The 22,203-nt window shown below is 67.4% G+C and carries 15 protein-coding genes; 8 read left to right on the top strand and 7 right to left on the bottom strand.

Annotated features, from left to right (window positions below; translation table 11 throughout):
- The first annotated feature begins 24 nt into the window (after positions 1-24).
- Both nadC and CFN17_RS18205 read left to right on the top strand, forming a co-directional pair.
- Positions 25-918 carry a carboxylating nicotinate-nucleotide diphosphorylase gene (gene nadC, locus CFN17_RS18210; RefSeq protein WP_395926932.1) on the top strand — a complete coding sequence of 298 codons (894 nt, stop codon included), beginning with the start codon at positions 25-27 and terminating at the stop codon, positions 916-918.
- Positions 919-926: 8 nt separating this feature from the next.
- On the top strand, positions 927-2,090 hold the full coding sequence (locus tag CFN17_RS18205; RefSeq protein WP_208749095.1) for a cysteine desulfurase family protein: 1,164 nt from the start codon (positions 927-929) through the stop codon (positions 2,088-2,090).
- A gap of 12 nt (positions 2,091-2,102) precedes the next feature.
- Here the strand turns inward: CFN17_RS18205 and CFN17_RS18200 are convergent, their stop codons facing one another.
- The gene (locus tag CFN17_RS18200) at positions 2,103-2,588 is read right to left on the bottom strand and encodes a GtrA family protein (RefSeq protein ID WP_208749094.1); all 486 of its coding nucleotides are present in this window, start codon (positions 2,586-2,588) and stop codon (positions 2,103-2,105) included.
- Between the two features lie 4 nt (positions 2,589-2,592).
- The gene (locus tag CFN17_RS18195; protein ID WP_208749093.1) at positions 2,593-3,267 is read right to left on the bottom strand and encodes a DUF1684 domain-containing protein; all 675 of its coding nucleotides are present in this window, start codon (positions 3,265-3,267) and stop codon (positions 2,593-2,595) included.
- Between the two features lie 98 nt (positions 3,268-3,365).
- Between CFN17_RS18195 and CFN17_RS18190 the strand changes: the two genes are divergently transcribed.
- A complete protein-coding gene (locus tag CFN17_RS18190) occupies positions 3,366-4,175 on the top strand; it encodes a hypothetical protein (protein ID WP_208749092.1) in 810 nt (269 codons plus the stop codon).
- 73 nt (positions 4,176-4,248) lie between these two features.
- On the top strand, positions 4,249-5,052 hold the full coding sequence (locus CFN17_RS18185) for a transglutaminase family protein (RefSeq protein WP_208749091.1): 804 nt from the start codon (positions 4,249-4,251) through the stop codon (positions 5,050-5,052).
- A 25-nt stretch (positions 5,053-5,077) separates the two neighbouring features.
- Here the strand turns inward: CFN17_RS18185 and CFN17_RS18180 are convergent, their stop codons facing one another.
- Positions 5,078-5,539, bottom strand: coding sequence for a MarR family winged helix-turn-helix transcriptional regulator (locus CFN17_RS18180; protein WP_208749090.1), 462 nt, complete (start codon positions 5,537-5,539; stop codon positions 5,078-5,080).
- Positions 5,539-6,663 carry an LLM class flavin-dependent oxidoreductase gene (locus CFN17_RS18175; RefSeq protein WP_146337233.1) on the bottom strand — a complete coding sequence of 375 codons (1,125 nt, stop codon included), beginning with the start codon at positions 6,661-6,663 and terminating at the stop codon, positions 5,539-5,541. The genes CFN17_RS18180 and CFN17_RS18175 overlap by 1 nt, the downstream gene beginning before the upstream one ends.
- Before the next feature lie 146 nt (positions 6,664-6,809).
- On the opposite strand from CFN17_RS18175, the gene CFN17_RS18170 reads away from it, so the two are divergent.
- The 4 genes from CFN17_RS18170 to CFN17_RS18155 all read left to right on the top strand — a co-directional run bounded on the left by CFN17_RS18170 (position 6,810) and on the right by CFN17_RS18155 (position 15,422).
- Positions 6,810-7,841 carry a M20/M25/M40 family metallo-hydrolase gene (locus CFN17_RS18170; RefSeq protein ID WP_208749089.1) on the top strand — a complete coding sequence of 344 codons (1,032 nt, stop codon included), beginning with the start codon at positions 6,810-6,812 and terminating at the stop codon, positions 7,839-7,841.
- Positions 7,842-8,297: 456 nt separating this feature from the next.
- On the top strand, positions 8,298-9,569 hold the full coding sequence (gene ectB / locus CFN17_RS18165) for a diaminobutyrate--2-oxoglutarate transaminase (protein ID WP_208749088.1): 1,272 nt from the start codon (positions 8,298-8,300) through the stop codon (positions 9,567-9,569).
- A 129-nt stretch (positions 9,570-9,698) separates the two neighbouring features.
- Positions 9,699-11,123 carry an aspartate kinase gene (locus CFN17_RS18160; protein WP_261792264.1) on the top strand — a complete coding sequence of 475 codons (1,425 nt, stop codon included), beginning with the start codon at positions 9,699-9,701 and terminating at the stop codon, positions 11,121-11,123.
- Positions 11,124-11,138: 15 nt separating this feature from the next.
- A complete protein-coding gene (locus CFN17_RS18155; RefSeq protein ID WP_208749086.1) occupies positions 11,139-15,422 on the top strand; it encodes a Pls/PosA family non-ribosomal peptide synthetase in 4,284 nt (1,427 codons plus the stop codon).
- Here CFN17_RS18155 and CFN17_RS18150 read toward each other — a convergent pair.
- The 3 genes from CFN17_RS18150 to CFN17_RS18140 form a co-directional block, all read right to left on the bottom strand.
- Positions 15,419-18,631 carry an efflux RND transporter permease subunit gene (locus tag CFN17_RS18150; protein WP_208749085.1) on the bottom strand — a complete coding sequence of 1,071 codons (3,213 nt, stop codon included), beginning with the start codon at positions 18,629-18,631 and terminating at the stop codon, positions 15,419-15,421. The genes CFN17_RS18155 and CFN17_RS18150 overlap by 4 nt on opposite strands.
- Positions 18,632-18,739: 108 nt before the next feature.
- Complete coding sequence (locus tag CFN17_RS18145) at positions 18,740-20,242, bottom strand: malate:quinone oxidoreductase (RefSeq protein WP_208749084.1); 1,503 nt, start codon at positions 20,240-20,242, stop codon at positions 18,740-18,742.
- A 79-nt stretch (positions 20,243-20,321) separates the two neighbouring features.
- Complete coding sequence (locus CFN17_RS18140; RefSeq protein ID WP_208749083.1) at positions 20,322-21,992, bottom strand: ABC transporter substrate-binding protein; 1,671 nt, start codon at positions 21,990-21,992, stop codon at positions 20,322-20,324.
- Positions 21,993-22,203: the final 211 nt, after the last annotated feature.

Genomic DNA, 22,203 nt, shown 5'->3' with positions numbered 1-22,203 from the left:
CGCACCGCGGCGCTCGCCGGGAGCCTGCCCGAATCCGCCGTCCTGGCGGTCCTGCGCGCCGCGCTCCAGGAAGACGCCCCGTACGGCGACATCACCTCGCAGACGCTCATTCCCGCGCAGGCACGGGCAACCGCGGTGCTGAACGCCCGCGTGCCCGGCGTCATGAGCGGCGGTGAGGTGTTCGCCGCGGCAATGACGCTGACCGACCCGGACGCCGCCGTCGAACTGCTGGTCAGCGACGGCGAGACCTTTCACGCCGGAACCGCCCTGGCCCGGGTGACCGGGAACGCCCGCGCCGTGCTGCTGGCCGAACGCGTCGGTCTGAACCTGGTCCAGCGGATGAGCGCCATCGCCACCAGGACCGCCGAGTTCGTGGCGCTCGTCGAAGGCACCGGGGCCAGGATCACCGACACCCGCAAGACGACGCCGGGGCTGCGCGTGCTGGAACGCTACGCCGTGCGCTGCGGCGGCGGCGCCAACCACCGTTTCAGCCTCTCCGACGCCGTCCTGGCCAAGGACAACCACCTGGCCGTCCTGACCGGGGGAGACCCGGCGAAGCTCACCGCGGTGCTGCGCCGGGCCAAGGCCCAGCTTGGGCACACCACGCACTTCGAGGTGGAAGTGGACACCATGGAACAGATTGAACCCGTGCTGGCCGCCGGGGTGGACACCATCATGCTGGACAACTTTTCCCTGGCCGAACTCGCGGCCGGCGTCGAACTCGTGGCCGGCCGCGCCCGCATCGAAGCCAGCGGCAACGTCAACCTCGCCACCGTGGCGGACATCGCGGCCACCGGAGTGGACGTCATCTCGATCGGCGGGCTCACGCACAGTGTCACGGCCCTGGACCTCGGCCTCGACATCGAGCTGGACATCGCCGCAGGCACGGATCCAGACGCTGTCTCGGCGGCCGGCTGAGGCGCACCGTGATCTTCCTCGACGCCGCCGCCACCACGCCGGTCCGCCGCGAGGTGCTGGAGGCCATGTGGCCGTACCTCACCGGCGAATTCGGCAACCCGTCGAGCCACCACTCGCTGGGGGATGCGGCCGCGACGGCGCTCGCCGGCGCCCGGGCCGCGACGGCCAAGGCACTGGGCTGCCGGCCCGGGGAAGTCATCTTCACCTCCGGCGGAACGGAGGCGGACAACCTCGCCGTCAAGGGCATCGCCCTGGCCCGGCGCTCCGCCGACCCGGGCCTGGACCGGGTGGCGATCAGCGCCGTCGAACATCCCGCGGTGGAGGAATCGGCCAGGTATCTCGAACGCGTCCACGGCTTCGGCGTCGATGTGATCCCCGTGGACCGCTACGGGCAGGTCACAGAGGAGGCGCTCCTGGCGGTGCTGGGTCCCCGGACCGCCCTGGTCAGCGTCATGTACGCCAACAACGAGGTCGGCACGGTCCAGCCGGTCGCCCGGCTCGCCGCGCTGGCCCGCGAACGGGGGATCCCCTTCCACACCGACGCCGTCCAGGCCGCCGGCTGGCTGCCGCTGGACACCGGCGCCCTGGGCGTGGACGCACTGAGCATGTCCGGCCACAAGCTCGGCGCACCGAAGGGCAGCGGCGCCCTCTTCCTCCGCGGCCGGACCAGGGTGGAACCGCTGGTCCACGGCGGCGGCCAGGAGCGCGGCCGCCGCTCCGGCACGGAGAACGTCGCCGGCGCGGTAGCAACGGCGACGGCCCTGACCCTGGCCGCGACCGCAGACCCGGCCGGCCCGTCCGGGCGCGTGGCGGCCCTCCGCGACGGGTTCATTGAGGCGGTGCTGGCCGGCGTTCCGGGGGCGTTCCTCACCGGCCACCCCACCGAGCGGCTGCCCTCCGTGGCGTCCTTCTGCTTCCCGGGCACCAGCGGCGAGTCCGTGCTGCTGGAACTCGAACGGCAGGGCGTGATCTGCTCCAGCGGATCGGCCTGTGCGGCGGGCTCGGACGCGCCCTCACCGGTGCTCCTGGCCATGGGCATCGAGCCGGCGGTGGCCCAGACGGCCGTGCGTTTCAGCTTTGACTCCGCCATCACCGCGGGGGAGCTGCAGGAGGCAGCGGCCGCGGTCCGCACCGCCGTCGTCAGCGTCCGTGCCCTCGGCCCAACCAGCTAGCAGCAGGGGTCCTCAGCGGTGCCGGGCGCGGCGGAAGATCCAGTGCCGCAGCATCGTGAACCGCACGGCGGTGGCGGCGAAGCCGGAGAGGGTGGTGGTCCAGAGTTCGTCGGCCACCGTGGCGTCGGGCCTGAGCCAGTGCAGGACGGCGAGGCTGCCGCCGGTGATCAGCAGGGCCACCAGGATCACGATCAGGCCGTTGAGGTGGTCGCGCTTCATCCGGCGGCGCTCGGTGATTTTGAACGTCAGGCGCCGGTTGAGCGCGGTGTTCATGAACGAGGTCACGATCAGGGCCGCCGCGTTGGCCGGCTGGGGCCCCAGCCAGGGCCGGGAGAGCGCGTACAGGGCCAGCGACGTCACGGTGCAGACAATGCCGACCCCGGTGAACCGGATGAGCTGCCGGACCACGGGGTAGCGGAGGATTCCGCGGTACCGCCGGGTGGCCGGCCCGCGGACGACGCCGGCGCCCCGGGACTGCTGTTCGAGCTGGGACTCCATCCGCTCAGTACAGCTCGCCCACGGGGATCTCGACGGCCAGCCGGTTGGCCGGGCCCGCCAGGGGACATGCCCACGCTTCGTTGTAGGCGCAGGAGGGGTTGTAGGCGAAGTTGAAGTCGAGGACGAATTCGGCCTTGGGCCCGGACCCGCGCACGCCGTGGAAGGCGCCCTTGATGGTGTCCAGCAGGTACCGTCCGGCGCCGTAGCTGCCGCCGGGCTGCCCGGCGGTGGCATCACGGAAAGGCACAAAGATCCCGCCGCCGTAGCCGTGGAGCTTCCAGACCGCGAGCTGCCCCATCTCGGGAAGGTCGAAGGTGCCCAGCCGGACGAACCGGACCAGTCCGTCGGTCGCCGTTTCGACGTTCATCTCCCGGCCGGCGCCCTCCGGGGTCAGGGGGACATGGAAACGGTAGATGGGATCGTAGTCCGCCGTCTTCAGGCCGCCGAAGCTGGCCTTGGCCGCGGCCGTCAGCGCCGACGCCGGGTGGGTGCCGAACATCCGGTCCCGCTCGTGGCGCCAGTAGGAATGGGCTTCCGCGGGGCTCTCGGCTGCCAGCTTGCGCACCGTGGCGTAGAGGGCAAAGGTCCGCAGCCGCCAGTCCGCGATATCGAGCGCCGACATTCCCGCCACATCGTCCTGCGCCCCAAGATGCGTTCCGTCAAAGTGCTGTTCGGCCATGCCCCCAGCGTATCCCGCTTTCCCCGGGCGGATTTTCTGCCCGGATTTATGTCCCGGACATGGGAGCCGGATCGGGGTGCCGCGGTTAGGCTGGCACCATGAGCGGGACCACCCCTTCTTCACGAACCGGCGTCGCTGGGATCCGGGGCGCCGTGCTGCGCACCGGCGCGGCGCTCGCGGTTGCGGCGGCAGCGCTCTCCGGGTGCAGCAGCGAGGGCAAGGGTGCACCCGTCTGGACGGCAGGCGGCAGCGCTGCGGAGAGTACGACGCCGGCCACCACCGGGAGCCCGACGGCCTCCGCCAGCGTCTCCTCCGCCCCGGGCTCGACGGCGCAGGCCTGGAAAGTCTTCACCGACCCGGCGAAGACTGTCAGTTTCGAGGTTCCGCAGGACTGGATTGTCCAGTCCGTGGCCCCGGACCAGGGAACGCTTCCGGGCGGCCTCAAGATCGAGGTCAAGGACGCCGACGGCGTGTACCTGGCCACCCTGCAGACGGGCCTGAAGCCGCAGCCGGCCGCGGCCTGCCCGGACGGTGCCGCCCGCGAGTACGTGGTGGTCAGCAGCGTGCCCGTGGACCTGCCGCACGGCGGCGGCGAGGGGACGATCGACCCGCACGTGGTGTTCCGGGTCATCCAGGGCTACAAGTTCTTCGGCTCCTACGGCATCACGAACGTGGCGGGCGGCGCCGGCGGCAAGAGCTGCGCCCTGCAGAATGTGGTCCGCGGCCCGGACGGCAAGGCCGACTACTCCTTTGGCGACCTGACGGTGCTCAAGCCACTGGCTCCCGACCGGAAGGTTGCCCCGGCAAAGGCGTTCGACACCCTTGACCAGGCGGCCAAGTACGTCCACGAGGGCTCGGAATTCGCCAATGTCCAGCGGATGCTAATGTCTCTGAAGATCAAAAACTAGTCCCGCCCACCCGCACATCCCCGGGCCGTCGGCGGCGATCTTCCCCTGACGTCACCTCACATCCCGGAGATACATGGAACGCACCGTAGCCGCCCGCCTGGCCTTCAAAACCGTTGCCGAAACCAAGGTGGCCCTCGCCGTCGCCGTGGCGCGGAATGCCGGGTATGACTCGCTGGAGGAGTCGCTCGTGGTGACTGCGGGCGGTGAAGACGTGCCGCTCACCGAGCTGTCGGACCACCACGGCGGGCGCTTCCACTACATGGAATTCGCCGAGCCCACCGAAGTCCTCGTCGAATACTCGGCCACCGTCACCGGGTTCGCGCTGCCGGAAGAACCCGGGCTCATGGAACTGATCCGCTATGTCCGGCCCAGCCGCTACGCGGAGTCCGACCGGCTGCTGCCCACCGCCTACGCGGAATTCGGCGGCCTCCAGGGCGAAGAACTGCTCCACGCGGTCCGCAACTGGGTCTTCAGCGAGCTGCGCTACGTCAGCGGCTCCTCGCGGGGAACCGACGGCGCCGTCGAGACCCTCCTGCACCGCCGCGGCGTCTGCCGGGACTTCGCCCACCTCGCCATTTCTCTGCTGCGCTCGAAAAACGTCCCGGCCCGGCTGGCCGCCGTCTACGCGCCGGGCCTGACCCCGATGGACTTCCACGCCGTCGCCGAAGCACACATCAACGGCGCCTGGCACATCATCGACCCCACCGGACTCGCTCCGCGGGAAAGCATGCTGCGGATCACGGCCGGACGCGATTCTTCGGACACCGCCTTCCTGTCCACCGTGGGCGGCAGCCTGTCGTTGAAGGAGCTCAAAGTCACCGCCACCGTCGATGTGCTCCCGGAGGAAGACCCGGCGAAGCTCGTCGCCATCCGCTAGGCGCCCGTTCGCACCGGGCCCCCCGTCAGCGGGCGGCGACCGCGGCGCGGAGCTTCTCGGTCAGCCGCAGCAGTTCCTGCTGTTCCGCGGCGGAGAGCGCAGGACCCACCAGGGCCGCGATGTCCCGGACGTGCTCGCGGCCGATCTGCTTCTGCAGGTCCCGTCCGGCCTCGGTGAGCCGGACGAGGATGCCGCGCCCGTCGTCCGGGGCCGGCATCCGCTCCACGAGGCCGCGCCTTTCGAGCCGCTCCACGAGCCTGCTCAGGCTGGACTGGCTCAGCAGCACGTTGTCATTGAGCTCGTTCAGGCGCAGCCATCCGGAGGGGCAGCGGGAGAGCGTGAAGAGAACGTCGTACTCATTGACGGCGAGGGCCTTGAACGCCGGCGCCGCCTGCAGTTTGCGCATCACCGCCACCTGGGCGCGGAACAGGGATTCCCAGGTTTCCGCGGCCAGGCGAACAGGTGATTCGGTGGTCTTGGCAGACATCACGCGTCCAGACGCGTGTTTTCGACCGTGCCGGCGTCGACGGTCCCGGCAGCCACCGCCGCGGCGACCCGGCCGGCGTGCGTCGGCGGTTCCGGAACGTGCGCCGGGGTCTTCTCGGCGTATTCCTTGCGGAGCACCGGCAGGACCTCTTCGCCGAACAGGTCCAGCTGCTCCAGCACGGTCTTCAGCGGCAGCCCCGCGTGGTCAATCAGGAACAGCTGCCGCTGGTAGTCACCGAAATACTCCCGGAACGTGAGGGTCTTTTCGATGACCTCCTGCGGGCTCCCGACCGTCAGCGGCGTCTGGGACGTGAAGTCCTCCAGCGACGGACCATGGCCGTAGACGGGGGCGTTGTCGAAGTAGGGACGGAACTCCTTGACGGCGTCCTGGGAGTTCTTCCGCATGAAGAACTGGCCGCCGAGGCCCACGATGGCCTGGTCCGCCTTGCCGTGGCCGTAGTGCTCGTAGCGCTCACGGTAGAGGCCGATCAGCTGCTGGTAGTGCTCCTTGGGCCAGAAGATGTTGTTGGCGAAGAAGCCGTCGCCGTAGTACGCGGCCACTTCGGCGATCTGCGGCGTGCGAATGGAACCGTGCCAGACAAAAGGCGCGACGCCGTCGAGCGGGCGGGGCGTGGAGGTGAAGTTCTGCAGTGGGGTGCGGTGCTTGCCGGACCAGTTGACGGTGTCTTCATCCCAGAGCCGGCGCAGCAGGCTGTAGTTCTCGATCGCCAGTTCGATTCCGTCCTGGATGTTCTTGCCGAACCAGGGGTAGACGGGGGCCGTGTTGCCGCGGCCCAGCACCAGGTCCACGCGGCCGTCCGCGAGGTGTTGGAGCATCGCGAAATCCTCGGCGATCTTGACCGGGTCATTCGTGGTGATCAGGGTGGTGGCCGTCGAGAGGATGATGCGCTCCGTCTGGGCGGCGATGTAGGCCAGCGTGGTGGTGGGGGAGGAGGAGAAGAACGGCCGGTTGTGGTGCTCGCCGATCGCGTAGACATCCATGCCGATCTCTTCGACCTTCTTAGCGATCGCCACGGACGCCTTGATGCGTTCGTGTTCCGTAGGGGTCCGGCCCGTGGTGGGGTCGGTGGTGATGTCGCTGACGCTGAAGACGCCGATTTGCATGATGTGCCTTTCCGTGGCCGGTCTGATCCGGGAACTGCTTCCACTATAGCCGAGTTACATGCATTTGCATGTATCGGCAGGTATAACGCCACCTGCGTCCGGATATTCCCTTCCCCCTGTGCCGGCCGGCACGCTATCTTCGTACCGTGACGGGTGCACGATTGGACAGGCGGAAACGCACTGCGGCGGCTGCCGCGGTCATCCTGAGTGCGGTCAGTATCGCCCTGGCAGGCTGCAGCGGTTCGCGGCTGGACCCGGTGAGCCCGGTGGATGCGCGCACGGTGCTGGCGGACTTCAAGTCCCGCGGCGTGAGCAGCCATTTGGAGGCGCTGCAGCGGATCGCCGACGCCAATGACGGCAACCGCGCCTCCGGCACGAACGGGTACGAGGAATCGGGCCGCTACGTCGAGGAGCAGCTGCGGGCGGCCGGCTACACGCCGGTCCGGCAGGCCTTCAGCTTCCGGGGAGAGGGCCGGAACAAGAAGCGGGTGCAGTCCTTCAATATCCTCGCCGACACCGGCGGCAGCGCGGAGCGTACCGTGGTGGTGGGCGCGCACCTGGACTCGGTGCCCGAGGGTCCCGGCATCAATGACAACGCCAGCGGTGTCGCGGCCGTCCTCGAGACCGCGCGGTGGCTGAAGGAATCCGGGATCGCGCCGGCCAACCGGGTCCGGTTCGCGTTCTGGGGCGGGGAGGAAGACGGGCTCTACGGATCCCAGCACTATGTCGACGAGCTCAGCCGGACCGAGAAGCAACAGACCGCGGCGAACCTGAACGTGGACATGGCCGCGTCGCCCAACGGGGTCCGGTCCGTGCACGACGGCGACGGCACGGACTTCGGGAACGCCGGGCCGGCCGGGTCGAAGGCGATCGAGGACATTTTCTTCCGCTTCTTCGAAGAGAACTCGCTGCCGGCCGAGACCACGCCGTTCGACGGCGGCTCCGACTACGACGCGTTCCTCTCGGCGGGCATTCCCGGCGGCGGGCTGTTCACCGGCGATGTGAAGAAGAAGACCCAGGCCCAGGTGCAGGAGTACGGCGGCCAGGCCGGCAAGCATCTCGATCCCTGCTACCACGAGGCCTGCGACACCATTGCCAACACAAACGCCGATTTGCTCAAGGAAATGTCCGCCGCCCTCGCCTACGCCACCGCGGCCTACGCCACAGGCAAGGGATAAGGCGGCCCGGCCAAGGTTAGGGCAGGTTTCGGGCGTTGGCAACAGGCATTCGGCCTGTTACGGGAAGTTCGAGTACACCTTTGGCGTAAGGCCTCTTGGACCTGCGACTAGTCACGTAGTTTATCAGCCGCTTACGCGCAAAAAACAGGTACCGGCTACTCAGGTGCTGTGAGCAAGCTGAGATTATTCTGGCTATAGATTGACATCCGGGCAGCCGTACATTATGTGACGCGACGAGACGTCTGTGACGCTGTTGACGTGACGTGGCTGATGTGACGTAACTGCCCAGTTTGCCGGCGGACTCTCTCCGCAGGCCAAGAAAATACGGGCCCGCGGGGGCCGGGGGCAGCGCGCCGCAGGCGCCGTGCCCTTCCGCCTGCCCGTCATCTGAAAGCCCGGGCTGCAGGCACGCACGGGAAACTTCGCCAGTTGCAGAAGTACGGGGGACGTCGAAAGATGGATATCTTTGAGAGCTTGGAGTCTGAGGTTCGCTGCTATTGCCGCAGTTGGGACACCGTTTTTGAACGTGCCGCAGGCAGCACCCTTTACAGTGAAGACGGCCGCGAATACGTGGACTTCTTCTCCGGTGCGGGGGCCCTGAACTACGGACACAACAATCCGGTGCTCCTGCGCCCGTTGGTTGAATATCTGCTCTCCGGCGCGATCGTCCACTCGCTCGACATGAAAACCCCCGCCAAGCGGCGTTTCCTGGAAACCTTCCAGGAAGTGATCCTCCAGCCGCGGAGCATGGACTACAAAGTCATGTTCCCCGGGCCCACGGGAACCAACTCCGTGGAGGCGGCTCTGAAGCTGGCGCGCAAGGCTACCGGCCGGCAGCAGGTCCTGAGCTTCACCAATGCGTTCCACGGGATGACTCTGGGCTCCTTGTCGGTGACAGGCAATTCCATGAAACGCCAGGGGGCCGGCGTCCCGCTGACGAATACAACCAGCATGCCCTACGACGGATTCTTCGACGGGCAGGCGCCGGACTTCCTCTGGCTGCGGCACGCCCTGGAAGACAGCGGTTCGGGGCTCGACAAGCCAGCCGCGGTGATCGTGGAGACGGTCCAGGGCGAGGGCGGACTCCGGGCCGCCCGGGCATCCTGGCTGCGGGGCCTCGCGGAGCTGTGCCACGATCACGGCATCCTGCTGATCGTTGACGACGTCCAGGCCGGCTGCGGACGGACCGGCACCTTCTTCAGCTTTGAAGAGGCCGGGATCACCCCGGACATCATCACCCTGTCGAAGTCCATCTCGGGCTTCGGGCTGCCTTTGGCCCTGACCCTCTTCAGGCCCGAACTGGACATCTGGAAGCCCGGCGAGCACAACGGCACATTCCGCGGGCACAACCCGGCCTTCGTCACAGGAACCGCGGCGCTGGACCATTTTTGGCGGGACGGCAGGTTCGAAGCGCATGTCGCCGCGCTCATTGGCCAGTTGCATGACGGGCTTGCCCGGATCGCGGCGAGCGTCGAAGGCGCCACCGTCCGCGGCCGCGGCCTGCTCGCGGGCATTTACTACCCCAGTCCCGGTACAGCGGAAAAGATTGCTGCCGAGTCGTTCGCCCGAGGGCTGCTCCTCGAAACGTCCGGGCCGGAGAGCGAGGTCCTCAAGACCATGCCCGCGCTGACAATCAGCGCCCAGGAGCTGCAGAAAGGACTCGACATTCTCGCCGGAGCCGCAGAATCCGTGACCGGGATCCCGGTCGCCCTGGTCTCCAGCGTTTGAGCATCCGCACCGACCGCCGCGTGGGGCACAGACCGCGCGCAAGAATCGAAGCAGATTTCGGGGAGAGAAATGGGCACCCGTAAGGCACTAGCGGTCAACGATAGTGATCCAGAGGAAGCTGGCCGGCCGATGCCGCCCGGCAGCGTCATACCGGCCGGAAGTGTCATAGTCCAGAAGTTTGGCGGTTCGTCGCTGGCGGATGCCGCCGGTATCGTCCGCGCCGCCGAGCGGATAGCCAAGACCCGGGAGGACGGGTTCCGCGTGGTGGCGGTCGTGTCGGCCATGGGGGACACCACCGATGAACTCTGTGACCTCGCCGCCGGAGTTTCCACCAGGCCGCTGCCCGGGGACCTCGACGCCCTCCTGAGCATCGGGGAGCTCGTGTCCTCGGCCCTGCTGGCCATCGCCCTGGCCGATCTTGGCCAGGTGGGGCGGACATTCACCGGCAGTGCGGCGGGACTGATTACCGACAGCGTCCACGGCAAGGCGCACATCACCGACGTCCGGCCCGACCGCGTCCGTGCCTGCCTCGCCCGCGGCGAAGTGCCCATCGTTGCGGGATTCCAGGGCAGAACGAAGAAGCGTCGGAAAGTCACCACCCTCGGCCGGGGCGGCTCGGACCTGACCGCGGTGGCACTGGCGGCAGCACTGGGGGCCGGCATTTGCGAGATCTACACGGATGTCGACGGTGTCTACACAGCGGACCCCCGGGTTGTGCCGACGGCGCGAAAACTGGACGTCCTCTCAAGCGAGGAAATGCTCGAGTTCGCGGCCTCCGGGTCCAAGGTCCTCCACCTGAGGTGCGTGGAATACGCACGCCGATTCGATATTCCGATCCATGTCAGGTCCTCCTTTGTCGCCGAGCCGGGGACCCTGATCCTGCCCGGCCTCGACCGCCATGAGCGGCGCGAGCCGGCACGCGAGCAACCCGTGGTCACCGCCGTGGCCGGGGTCAACTCGGCATCGAAAATCATCGTCGCCGGAATACCGGACGAACCGGGATGCATGGCGCACGTCTTCCAAGCGCTGTCGCGGTCGGGCGCAACAGTACAAAACATCGTCCAGAAACCGGCCGGCCCCGGTTCGGCGCGTTCCGACGTCGCCTTGATCCTTCCCGCTGCGCAGGCAGAACGTGCCCTGGACGTGCTGCACGCCGCCCAGGGAGCGATCGGATTCCAGGGCCTGCAGCACGATAACGAGATGGGAAGGGTGTCCGTCACGGGCCTGGGGATGAGGTCCTCGCCGGAAATCTTCTGCACTTTCCTCAAGGCCCTGTCCGACGTCGACGTCGACTTCGACCTCGTCGACATCTCCGAGACCTGCCTGGGCGTCGCCACCCCCACCGACCGGCTCGCGGACGCCGAACGTGCCGTCCGCCGGGCGTTCGGCATGGCCCCGGCGGAAAGCGAACCGGTGACCGCGCACGTTGACAACCACACACCTGCCGTCCATACAGCTGCCGTCGGCCGCCCGGTCCGCACATGGGTTGCAGTATCCGGCAGGGACCTGACCCCTGTCCCGCGGATCGGCAGAACCGTGGCACGTCACTTCTAGCGAAGGAGCTAAAGGATGGGCAAGACCGCGAGGATCGGCAACAGCCTCACCCGCCCCCCGGAGTTGCGCGGCAAAATGTCAATGGACGGCGGCCCGGGCGGTGCTACGGTCCTGACGTCGGCCGCGCCGGATCAAGCCGCCCGCTGGCAGCGGGGGGAGCGGCTGGAACAACTCTTTGAGGACCGTTGTGACCGCCTGCGGGAACAGGGACTGGCCGACCAGGTCGCCGTGGACGCGGGGGACATCGTCCTGACCTACGCGCAGCTTGACGAGCGGGCGAACCAATTGGCGCGCCATCTGCTGGTGTGCGGCGCACGGCCCGGTGACCGCATTGCCCTGCTGTTTGACCAGCCGTGGCGGTCCTACGTGGCGATGCTCGCGGTCCTGAAGATCCACGCGGCCTATGTTCCCCTGGATCCGGGGTTCCCGCCGGACCGCCTCCAATACATTGTCGAAGATGCGACCGTGGCGATGGTCCTGTCCCTGTCCCATCTGAAGGACCTGCTGCCCGAGGTCGCCGCCGTGACTGTGTGCCTGGATGCTGTGGAGGCACAGATCGACGCCAAGGATTCCTCGCGCCTGGGCGCGGAGGACGTCGGCGGGACGGCCGACGAACTGGCCTACATCATCTACACCTCCGGCTCGACCGGCCGGCCCAAGGGCGTGGCCGTCGAGCACGCCAGCATCTGCAACTTTGTCCGGGTGGCCTCCGACATCTACGGCATTGTGCCCGAGGACCGCGTGTACCAGGGCATGACGATCGCCTTTGACTTTTCGGTGGAGGAGATCTGGGTCGCCTGGATGGTCGGAGCCACCCTGGTGCCCAAGCCGGGCCGGTCCAGCATGCTGGGGGCCGAGCTCGCGGAGTACCTGCAGGAAAAACGCATCACGGCGCTTTGCTGTGTGCCGACGCTGCTGGCCACCCTCGACGAGGACCTGCCCGGGCTCCGTTTCCTGCTGGTCTCGGGCGAGGCCTGCCCGAAGGACCTGGTCGCGCGGTGGCACCGCCCGGGCCGCCGCTTCCTGAACGTCTACGGCCCCACCGAAGCGACCGTGACCGCCACCTGGTCCCTCCTGGACCCGGACACGCCCGTGTCCCTCGGCGTGCCCCTGCCCACGTACACGGCGGTCATCGTGGATCCCGAGGAGCTGCGCGCCCTGCCGCCCGGTGAAACGGGGGAAATCGGCCTGGCCGGCGTCGGGCTGGCCCGGGGATACGTCAACCGGCCGGATCTGACGGAACGGGCCTTTGTTCCGGACTTCGTGGGGATCAAGAACAACCCCTCCGGCCGGATTTACCGGACCGGGGACCTGGGCCGGATCAACGACGACGGCGAACTCGAGTACTTCGGCCGGATCGACACCCAGGTCAAGATCCGCGGCTACCGCATCGAGCTGAGCGAAATCGAATCCATCCTCCTGCAGCTGCCCGGTATCGCGCAGGCGGTTGTGCAGACGTACCAGCCGGAACCCGGAACGGTGGAACTGGCCGCCTACTACACCCTGCGCCAGGACGCCACGGACGTTGATGCCCGTGAGCTCCACCGGATGCTGCGCACCCGGCTTCCCGGCTACATGGTGCCGGCATATTTTGAACAGCTGGACGCCATTCCCATGATGGCCAGCGACAAGGTGGACAGGAAACGGTTGCCGCGTCCGGAGCACAGGATCAGCCAGTCGGCTGCGGGGGCGTACGCGGCGCCGGAAACCGCTGCCGAGGAAACCCTGGCCGAGCAGCTTGGCGCCGTGCTGAGCCTGGACAAGGTGTCCGCCGACGCCCACTTCTTCAACGACCTCGGCGCAGACTCTCTGTTGATGGCGCGGTTCTGCGCCCGCATCCGGAAAGAAACCGCGCTGCCGCCGGCGGCTATGCAGGACATCTACGAGAATCCGACCGTCCGGCAGCTTGCCGCGTGCCTCGAGGCCCGGCACAGCGAATCGGTGACGAGCACGGCCGTGCTGGAGACCGACGTCGAGCCTGCGGCGCCGTTCCGCCCGGTGAGTTCATTGCAGTACGGCTTGTGCGGAGTGATCCAACTGCTGATCTTCCTGGGGTACACGATGTACGCGGCGTGGCTGCTGATCGTGGGGTACGAATGGACCTCGGGCGGAAGCACGCTCCTTGACATGTGGATCCGCTCCATCGGTTTCGGCGCCGCGACCTTCGTGGTCCTGTCCGTGACTCCGATCATCCTCAAATGGGTTCTCGTCGGGCGGTGGAAGCCGGGGACCATCCGGATTTGGAGTCCGTCCTATCTCCGTTTCTGGACGGTCAAGACCCTGACCCGGGCCAATCCGCTCGTCCTGTTCGCCGGGTCGCCGCTGTATGTGGTGTACCTGCGGCTCCTGGGCGCAAAGATCGGCAAGGGAGTGGTGATCTTCTCCCGGAAAGTGCCTGCCTGCCCGGACCTGCTCACCGTCGGCGACAACACCGTGGTCCACAAAAACGCCTCGATCCTGTGCTACCGCGCACGGGAGGGCATGATCGAGATGGGCCCGGTGACTCTGGGAAGCAACGTGCTGGTCTCGGAGCGGACCACGCTCGACATCGGAACGTCGATGGGCGACGACACCCAGCTGGGCCACGCTTCATCGTTGCAGACCTCGCAGGCGGTGCCGGACGGCGAGGTCTGGCACGGTTCCCCCGCCGCACGTGCCGACGTGAACTACCTGCGGGTCCCGGCGGCCCACTGCAGCACCCGACGCCGGGTGATCTACTCGCTGCTCCAGCTGTTCAACCGCCTGGTCCTGGTTGTGCCCGCTTTCGTCCTCGGGCTGGCGGCTCTACTGCCGCCCTATCTGGACTCCGGACACCTGCAGCTGGGCGCCTTCACGTTCTTTGCCGACGTCGTAGTGGTGACCCTGGTGCTGTTCATCGTCGGGCTGTTCACCGGTCTGGTGACCGTCCTCCTCGGCCCGCGCCTGCTGAACGTCTTCATCAAACCGGATGTGGTCTACCCGCTTTACGGCTGGCACTTCACCATCCATCGCATGATCGCCCGCGTGTCGAACATCAAGCTTTACAAGGACGTCTTCGGTGACAGCTCCTACATTGTGCCTTACCTGCGCGCCCTGGGCTGGGACCTGGGCAAGGTGGAACAGACAGGCTCGAACTTCGGCCCCACGCTGGGCCACGAAACGCCGTTCCTGAACTCCGTCGGAACAGGGACCATGGTGTCGGACGGCCTGAACATGATGAACGCCGACTACACCAACACCTCTTTCCGGCTCTCAAGGGTCCGCATCGCCGGACATAACTTCCTGGGCAACAACATCACGTTCCCCATCGGGGCGCAGGCCGGGGAGAACTGTCTGCTGGCAACCAAGGTGATGATTCCCATCGACGGCCCGGTCCGGCGTGACGTCGGGCTGCTGGGCTCGCCAGCGTTCGAGATTCCCCGGTCCGTCCAGCGTGACAGCCGGTTTGACGAACTCAAGATTGCCGAGGCCATGCACCGGTTGCTCCCGGCGAAGAACCGGCACAACATCGTGAGCATGGTGCTGTTCCTGTCAGTACGGTATGTCCTGTTGGTGGCGGCCACCCTGGCGGGCGCCGTTGCCGTGTCCGCGCACAGCTTCCTCGGTGTCCTGGCCGTCGCCGGCGCCATGCTGGGGCTGATGGTGTTCAGGGTGCTCTTCATGGCCCTGGTGGAGCGCTCCGTGATGGGCTTCCGCCGCCTGACACCGCAGTACTGCTCCATCTATGACCGCTACTTCTGGCGGCACGAACGGCTGTGGAAGCTGCTGGGCGGGGCACCGTTCAATGGCACGCCGTTCAAGCCCATGATCTGGCGGCTGCTGGGCGTCAGGGTGGGCAAGCGGATGTATGACGCGGGCCTGAACATGCCGGAGAAGACCCTGGTGACGATTGGCGATGACTGCACCTTCAACGAGGGAGTCCACGTTCAAGGCCATTCCATGGAAGACGGCACGTTCAAGTCGGACTACATCGTCTTCGGCAACCGCTGCTCCATCGGGGTGGACGGCTGGGTCAACTACGGTGTGACGATGCGCGACGGATCGACCCTCGGGGCCGACGCCATGGTGATGAAGGGCGAGGACGTGCCGGAAAATTCGACCTTCACGGGCAACCCGGCGCGCGAAGTGCTGGCCCCCGTCGCGGCCTGGAAGCGGCGGCCGGCCGGCCTCTCCAGCGGTCCCCGGCACAGCACCGAACCCCGCCACAGGAACAACGGCTCCCAGCCAGGGGGCGGACTGCCGAAGCCCCCGCGGGTAACCCATGGAGCCCACCGGACGCACCGGGCCGCCCGGGCCAAGGCCCCGAGCCCGCGCGCCTAACGCGGCCCCGCGGGCAGGGGGGCGTCCTCCGGGAATTCGTCCGGGAACTCCTCAGGCTCGCCGGTCGCCGGGCCGACCGACGCGCCGGCTGCCGGTGCGGAGTGGCGGCCGCGGCGCAGGGACTTCCGCAGGGCCATGCGTTCGCGCCGGCCCTCGACGAGCCGGTACAGCACCGGAACCAGGATGAGCGTGAGCACGGTGGAGGAAATCAGGCCGCCGATCACCACGATGGCCAGGGGCTGGGAGATGAAGCCTCCGCCGCCGGTCAGGCCCAGGGCCATCGGGGTCAGGGCGAACACCGTGGCGAGGGCCGTCATGAGGATGGGCCTGAGGCGCTGGCGGGCGCCGTGCGTGATGGCGTCCGCCACGTTCATGCCCGGCTGGCCGTCGCGCGGCTGGCGGTACTGGTTGATGAGGTCGATCAGCACAATCGCGTTGGTCACCACGATGCCCACGAGCATCAGCATGCCGATCAGTGACGGCAGGCCGAGCGGCACGCCGGTGATCACGAGCAGGGCGATGGCGCCGGTCGCTGCGAAGGGGACCGAAACCAGCAGGATCAGTGGCTGGATGAGGGACTTGAAGGCGGCCACCATGATCACGTAGACAATAGCGACGGCGGCCAGCAGCGCGAGCCCCAACTGGCGGAATGAGTCTGCCTGCTGAGTTGTGGCGCCGCCGATTGTTGCGGTCACCCCGGGCGGCAGCTGGACCGATTTGAGCCGGTTCTGGACCTCGGTGCTCACCGCACCCAGGTTGGCGCCCGACGGCGTCACCGAGACCTTCGCGGTGCGCTGGCCGTTGCTGGCGGTGATGGAGACCGGTACATCGACCTGTTCCACGGAGGCGATGTTGCCCAGCGGCACGGCACCGGCCGCCGTCGGGAGCGGGATCGCACGGACGGCGTCGATGCTCGTAAAGCGGGTTCCCTCGCCGATCCGTACCGGGAAGTCGTCGGTGTCGATCCTGACTGTTCCGGCGGGGATCGGGCTGATCGTGGCGGCGAGGACCCCGGCCACGCGTTCTTCGTTCAGGCCGGCCGCGACGGCCTTGGCCCGGTCAACTTTGACCTGGACCACGGGCTGGCTGGCAGCCAGGTTGGTGGCGACCTCGCTGCTGCCGGGCACCCCGTCCATGGCCTTGACCATGGCGTCACTGGCGGTCCGGAGGTCCGCGGTGGTGGCGGCCTTGAGGGTGATGTCCACGGTCGAGGACGTGCCGAAGCCGCCCTGCTGGGACCCGACCGTGATCTTGCCGGCGTCGCCGAGCTTGGCAAGTTCGGTGCGGACGGTGTCCTGGAGCTTGCCCTGGTTGGCTTTTTCGTCCGTCACCACGGTGAAGGTCGAATTCGACGCTCCGGTGGACAGCAGGGCCGAGAATCCGGTCTGGGCGTTGCCGGTGGTGGACTGGACGTCTTTGATCCCCTCGACGCCGCGCAGGACATCTTCGACCTTGATGGCCGCCGCGGTGGCTTCGGCCAGGCTCGTGCCCGCCGGCAGGGCCTGCTTGACCGTCATGCTGTTCTCGCCGGAGCGGCCCAGCAGGTCCGTGGCGAGCAGCGGGGACATGGCCACCGTCCCGGCAAGCACCAGCGCCGCGGCGACCAGCGTCAGGACCGGGTGCCGCTGCGTCCCGGACAGGACCGGAAGGTAGCCGCGCTGCAGCAGCGTGCGCTGCTCGGCCTCGTGCGCCTCGGCTGCAATGCCGACAGCAGAACCAGCGGCGGATCCGGTGACGGCCGGGGTGCGCAGGAACCAGTACGCCAGCACCGGGACGATCGTGAGCGAAACCAGCAGCGAGGAAAGCAGGGCGATGGTCACCGTGAGGGCGAAGGGCCGGAACAGCTCCCCGGCGAGGTCCCCGACAAAGGCGATCGGCAGGAACACGGCCACGGTGGTCAGGGTGGACGCGGTGATGGCACCGGCGACCTCCCGGATGGAGGTCACGATGGCGGTGATCTTGTCCTCGCCGTAGCTCAAATGGCGCTTGATGTTTTCGATGACCACGATCGAGTCGTCCACCACCCGGCCGATCGCGATGGTCAGCGCCCCGAGGGTCAGGATGTTCAGGGAGTAGCCGGTGGCCGAGAGCCCGATGAACGTGATCAGCAACGACAGCGGGATGGACACGGCCGTGACGAGGGTCGCGCGCACGGACATCAGGAACACCAGGATCACCAGGACCGCAAACCCGAGCCCCAGCAGGCCCTCGGTGGTGAGGTCCTTGATGGACTTCTCAATGAACGGCGCCTGGTCGAAGACCGGGGTGAATTTGGCGTTGGACCCGAGTTCGGCCTCGAGCTGCGGGATGGCGTCCTTCACGGCGTGGGAGATCGCCACCGTGTCGCCGTCGGGCTTCTTGGTCACGGAGACGGCCAGGGTTTCCTTGCCGTTGGTACGCGTGATGGACGTCCGGGCGTCCTCGACCAGGCTGACGTCCGCGACGCTGCCGATCGTTGCCCCGTCGCGGGCGCTGCCCAGGGGCAGGGCCCTGATGGCATCGAGCGAGTCCACCGGGCTGCCGATCTGCAGCGAGAGCGTCTTGCCCTGTTCCTCGATCGTGCCGGCCGGTACCAGCGTACCGTTGTTCTTCAGGGCGTCACTGATGGACTGGATGCCCGCGCCCGACGCCGCCATGTCCGCGGGCCGCGGCAGGATCCGGATGTGCTCGGTGGCGCCGCCGGTGACATCGGCGCCCCGGACGCCGTCGAGCTTCTGCAGCCGGGGCACGCTGAGCCGGGCGAGGTCGGCGTTGAGTTCGCTGAGCGGTTTGTCCGAGGACACGGCCAGGAAAACGATCGGGAAGTCGCTGATGCTCCCGGCGATGGCCTGCGGCTGGACGTCCTTGGGCAGCGACTGCTGGGCGTTGGAGATCGCCCGGTCGATCTGGTTCCGGGCCCGGTCCAGGTTGGTGCCGTAGGTGAAGGCCAGGGTGATCTGCGAGACGCCGTTGCGGGAGGTCGACGACGTCGACTCGAGCCCTTCGACGCTGTTGAGCGCCTTTTCCAGGGGCGCGCTGATCTGCTTGTCGACGACTTCCGGCGACGCCCCCGGCATGGAGCTGATGACCGTGATCTGCGGGAACTCGATGGACGGGATGAGTTCCTGCTTCAGCGAGGACATCGTGATCACGCCGAACACGGTGGCGAACACCGTGATCAGCGCGATCAGGGCCCGGTTGGCCAGCGACAGCTTTGCGAGCCGGAACATCTCATGGTCTCCTGGTGGGTCGACGACAACTGCAAACGGGAAGTACAGGCCGCGGCCGGGCCGGGATTCAGCTATGGAGTTCGGCTGGGAGGATCCAGCTGCAGGGACTCAGCTGCGGGCGGAGACCTGTTCGAGCTGCAGCGTCCTGGCCGTCTCGGCCTCAAGCTGCGCGGCGAGCTCGGGGTTCTCATTGAGCTTGACGCCGTAGCCGGGCATCATCTCCTTGAGCTTGGACTGCCAGCCCTTGAAGTTCTTCGGGAAGGACTTCTGCAGCAGCTCAATCATGATCGGCACGGCCGTGGACGCGCCCGGGGACGCGCCGAGCAGGGCGCCGATGGTGCCGTCGCGCCCGGCGATGACCTCGGTGCCGAACTGCAGCACGCCGCCCTTCTTCGGGTCCTTCTTGATGATCTGGACCCGCTGGCCGGCGGTGATGAGCTCCCAGTCGCCGTCCTTCGCCTCGGGGTAGTACTCCCGCAGGGCTTCGACTTTGTCGCCGTGGCGCTTGGCGACTTCCTTGATCAGGTAGGCGGTGAGGTCCATGTTGTCCTTGGCCACGGCCAGCATCGGGACGATGTTGGAGGGGCGGATGGACAGCGGCAGGTCCAGGTAGGAGCCGTTCTTGAGGAAGTTGGTGGAGAAACCGGCGTACGGGCCGAACAGCAGGGAGCGCTTGCCGTTGACGTAGCGCGTGTCCAGGTGCGGCACGGACATCGGCGGGGCACCGACCGACGCCTGGCCGTAGACCTTCGCGCTGTGCTGCGCGGCGAGGGACTCGTCGGTGCAGCGGAAGAACTGGCCGGAGACCGGGAAGCCACCGAACCCCTTGCTTTCCGGGATGCCGGAGGCCTGCAGCAGGTGCAGGGCGCCGCCGCCGGCGCCGACAAACACGAACTTCGCGTGGATCGAGCCGTGCTCGCCGCTGCGGGCGTGCTTGAGCGAAAGGTCCCAGCCGCCGTCGGACGCGCGCTTGATGTCGCTGACGTTGTGGCCGTAGTTGATCTCCACGCCGTTGTTGCCCAGGTACGTGGTCAGTTCCCGGGTCAGGGCGCCGAAGTCGACGTCGGTGCCCTCGGCGGCGCGGGTCGCCGCGACGCGCTGCTTGGGATCGCGGCCCTTGACGATCAGCGGGGCCCACTTGGCGATCTGCGCCTGGTCCTCGGAGTACTCCATGGACCGGAACAGCGGGTTCGGCTTGAGGGCCTCGTAGCGGGTGCGGAGGAACTTGGTGTGGTCCTCGCCGATCACGAAGCTCATGTGCGGCACGGTGTTGATGAAGCCCTTGGGGGAGCCGATCAGGGAGTTCGAGACCAGGTGGGACCAGAACTGGCGGGACAGCTGGAACTGCTCGTTGATCTTCAGGGCCTTGGCGGGGTCCACCGAGCCGTCTTTGGCTGCGGGGGAGTAGTTAAGCTCACACAGGGCGGCGTGTCCGGTGCCGGCATTGTTCCACGGTCCGGAGCTCTCCAGACCGGGCTCGTCGAGCCGCTCGAACAGCGAGATGGTCCAGTTCGGCTCAAGCTGCTTGATGAAAGCGCCGAGCGTGGCGCTCATGATGCCGCCGCCAATCAAGACGACGTCGGCATGTTGGGTCTTGGAAATGAAAGTCACAATCAGTCTCCGATAGCAGCGGCTCTGGCTGTCACAGAATATCCCTGCACCGCCCACTAACTGAAATTGACCCCGGGCGTCAAGGCCTGAGTTCGACCTTTGTGAAAACTTCATTCAGCACTGGCGACGCCGGGTACTTCAGGACCCGGTCCGAGAGCGCCAGGGCGGAGATCGGGAACGCAATGGGGACCGCCGGAACGGTGGCCGCGATCTGCGCATTGATGGTCTGGTACTCCGCCGTGCGGTCTTTACCGTCCGGCAATCCGCGGGCCCGGGCGATCTTGGAGAAGACCTGGGGGTCCTGGTAACCGAATTCCCCCGTGTGCTCGCCGAAGAGCGGGCCGACGAAGTTGTCCGGGTCGGAGTATGAGCCGTTCCAGCCCAGCAGGTGCAGGGCGTGGTCGCCCGGCGAGGTGACCTTTTGCAGGTAGCCGTCGGCCCAGTCCACGGGCACCGGCTTGATGTTGAGCCCGACGGCGGTCAGTTGCCGGCTGATCTCCGCGTACACCTTCTCCGGCGTCGGCAGGTAGGGCCGGGTGACGTTGAGCGGGTAGTAAAACTTCAGTTCCTCGCCCTTGTACCCGGCCTCGGCCAGCAGTTCCTTGGCCTTGTCCGGGTTGTACCCGAGCGTGGGGGCGTTGTTGTTGAAGCCGCTGAGCTTGGGCGGGACGAACTGGGACGCCTGGGCGGTGTTGTCGATGAAGAAGCGCCGGATCAGGGTGTCCTTGTCGAGCGCCATCTCGATCGCCTGGCGCACCTTGAGGTTCTGCAGGATGGGGATGTCCTGGTTCATGCCCAGGTACATGACAGAGAAGGGATCCCGCTGGATGATCTGCTTTCCGCTCTTGACCAACTGGTCAAAGTTCCCCACGGTGACGGCGTCGTAGCCATCGATCTTGCCGTCCAGGAGCGCCTGCATGCGCTTTTGCGGGTGGTCGTAGGTGACGAACTTGATGGTCCCGATCTGCCCCTTGTCACCCCAGTAGTCCTTGTTGCTGGTCAGGGTGACGCTGCCCGGGTTCCAGGAGCCGAAGACGTACGGCCCGGTTCCCACGGGGTGCAGGCCGTAGGCCGAGACCGGCTGGCCGCCGCGGCTCTGGTCCAGGACATCGGCGTGTTCCGCGGCAAGGGCCCGCGGGGAGGAGATGGCGAAGGCCGGGAGAGTGAGGGCCTGGAGGAAGCCCGTGAACGGCTGGGTGAGGTCGATCCGCACGTTGTCCGGGGCGACGGCGGTGCAGCCCTTGTAGAGGGACAGCGGGGCCTGGTCGGCGTGGGCCTTGAACACGCTCTTGAACGTGGTGCCGGTGGCCTGCTGGCGCAGCGGTTCCGGGAAGTTGAACCAGCGGTTGAAGTTGGTGCACACGGCCGCGGCGTCAAAGGCCGTGCCGTCCTGAAACTTGACTTTGTCGCGGAGCTTGAATGTGTAGGACTTGCCGTCATCGCTCTGCGACCATTCGGTGGCGAGCAGGGCAGTGGGCTGGCCCGTGGTCTGGTCCACGCCGACGAGGCCTTCGAGCACCTGCCGGGTAACGCGGTAGGACTCGACGTCGGACACCAGGGCAGGATCCAGCCCCAGCGGTTCCGCCGCGGTGCCGAAGGTGAACAGGGCCGTGGGTGCTGCGCCGGCGGCGGCGGAGGAGGTGGCGGAGCCGGGCGCGGGATCAGGGGATCCCGTGCAGGATGCGACCGGCAGCAGAAGGAGGACGGCGCCGATGCTGGCGGCAAGCCGCCGCGCTATCCTGCTGGGCATTCTGCTGCTGGGCACTGAAGGAATCACCTCTGGGGAACTGGATGGTCCGCCGGCTGCGGAACAGCCCCAGTCTAGTTGACAGCCGGGCCGGGCATCGCTCGGCGGCCGTGGGCACCAGAGAAGCCAAGGCCCGCACCTGGTGGTGCGGGCCTTGGCTTCTCCTTATGGCCCGGGGAGTCACGCCGGACCGGCGAAGGAGGGTCTGGGAGTT

Origin of the sequence: Arthrobacter sp. PM3, from assembly GCF_003352915.1 — a bacterium.
In the GTDB taxonomy this organism is placed as follows: Bacteria; Actinomycetota; Actinomycetes; order Actinomycetales; family Micrococcaceae; genus Arthrobacter.
This window is presented reverse-complemented; position numbering and strand designations above follow the sequence as displayed.

Coding starts and splice junctions, on each gene's coding strand:
- CFN17_RS18200 (WP_208749094.1), bottom strand. CDS start 2,588: ATGGAGTCCCAGCTCGAACAGCAGTCCCGGGGCGCCGGCGTCGTCCGC.
- CFN17_RS18195 (WP_208749093.1), bottom strand. CDS start 3,267: ATGGCCGAACAGCACTTTGACGGAACGCATCTTGGGGCGCAGGACGAT.
- CFN17_RS18190 (WP_208749092.1), top strand. CDS start 3,366: ATGAGCGGGACCACCCCTTCTTCACGAACCGGCGTCGCTGGGATCCGG.
- CFN17_RS18185 (WP_208749091.1), top strand. CDS start 4,249: ATGGAACGCACCGTAGCCGCCCGCCTGGCCTTCAAAACCGTTGCCGAA.
- CFN17_RS18180 (WP_208749090.1), bottom strand. CDS start 5,539: ATGTCTGCCAAGACCACCGAATCACCTGTTCGCCTGGCCGCGGAAACC.
- CFN17_RS18175 (WP_146337233.1), bottom strand. CDS start 6,663: ATGCAAATCGGCGTCTTCAGCGTCAGCGACATCACCACCGACCCCACC.
- ectB (WP_208749088.1), top strand. CDS start 8,298: ATGGATATCTTTGAGAGCTTGGAGTCTGAGGTTCGCTGCTATTGCCGC.
- CFN17_RS18160 (WP_261792264.1), top strand. CDS start 9,699: ATGCCGCCCGGCAGCGTCATACCGGCCGGAAGTGTCATAGTCCAGAAG.
- CFN17_RS18155 (WP_208749086.1), top strand. CDS start 11,139: ATGGGCAAGACCGCGAGGATCGGCAACAGCCTCACCCGCCCCCCGGAG.
- CFN17_RS18150 (WP_208749085.1), bottom strand. CDS start 18,631: ATGTTCCGGCTCGCAAAGCTGTCGCTGGCCAACCGGGCCCTGATCGCG.
- CFN17_RS18140 (WP_208749083.1), bottom strand. CDS start 21,992: ATGCCCAGCAGGATAGCGCGGCGGCTTGCCGCCAGCATCGGCGCCGTC.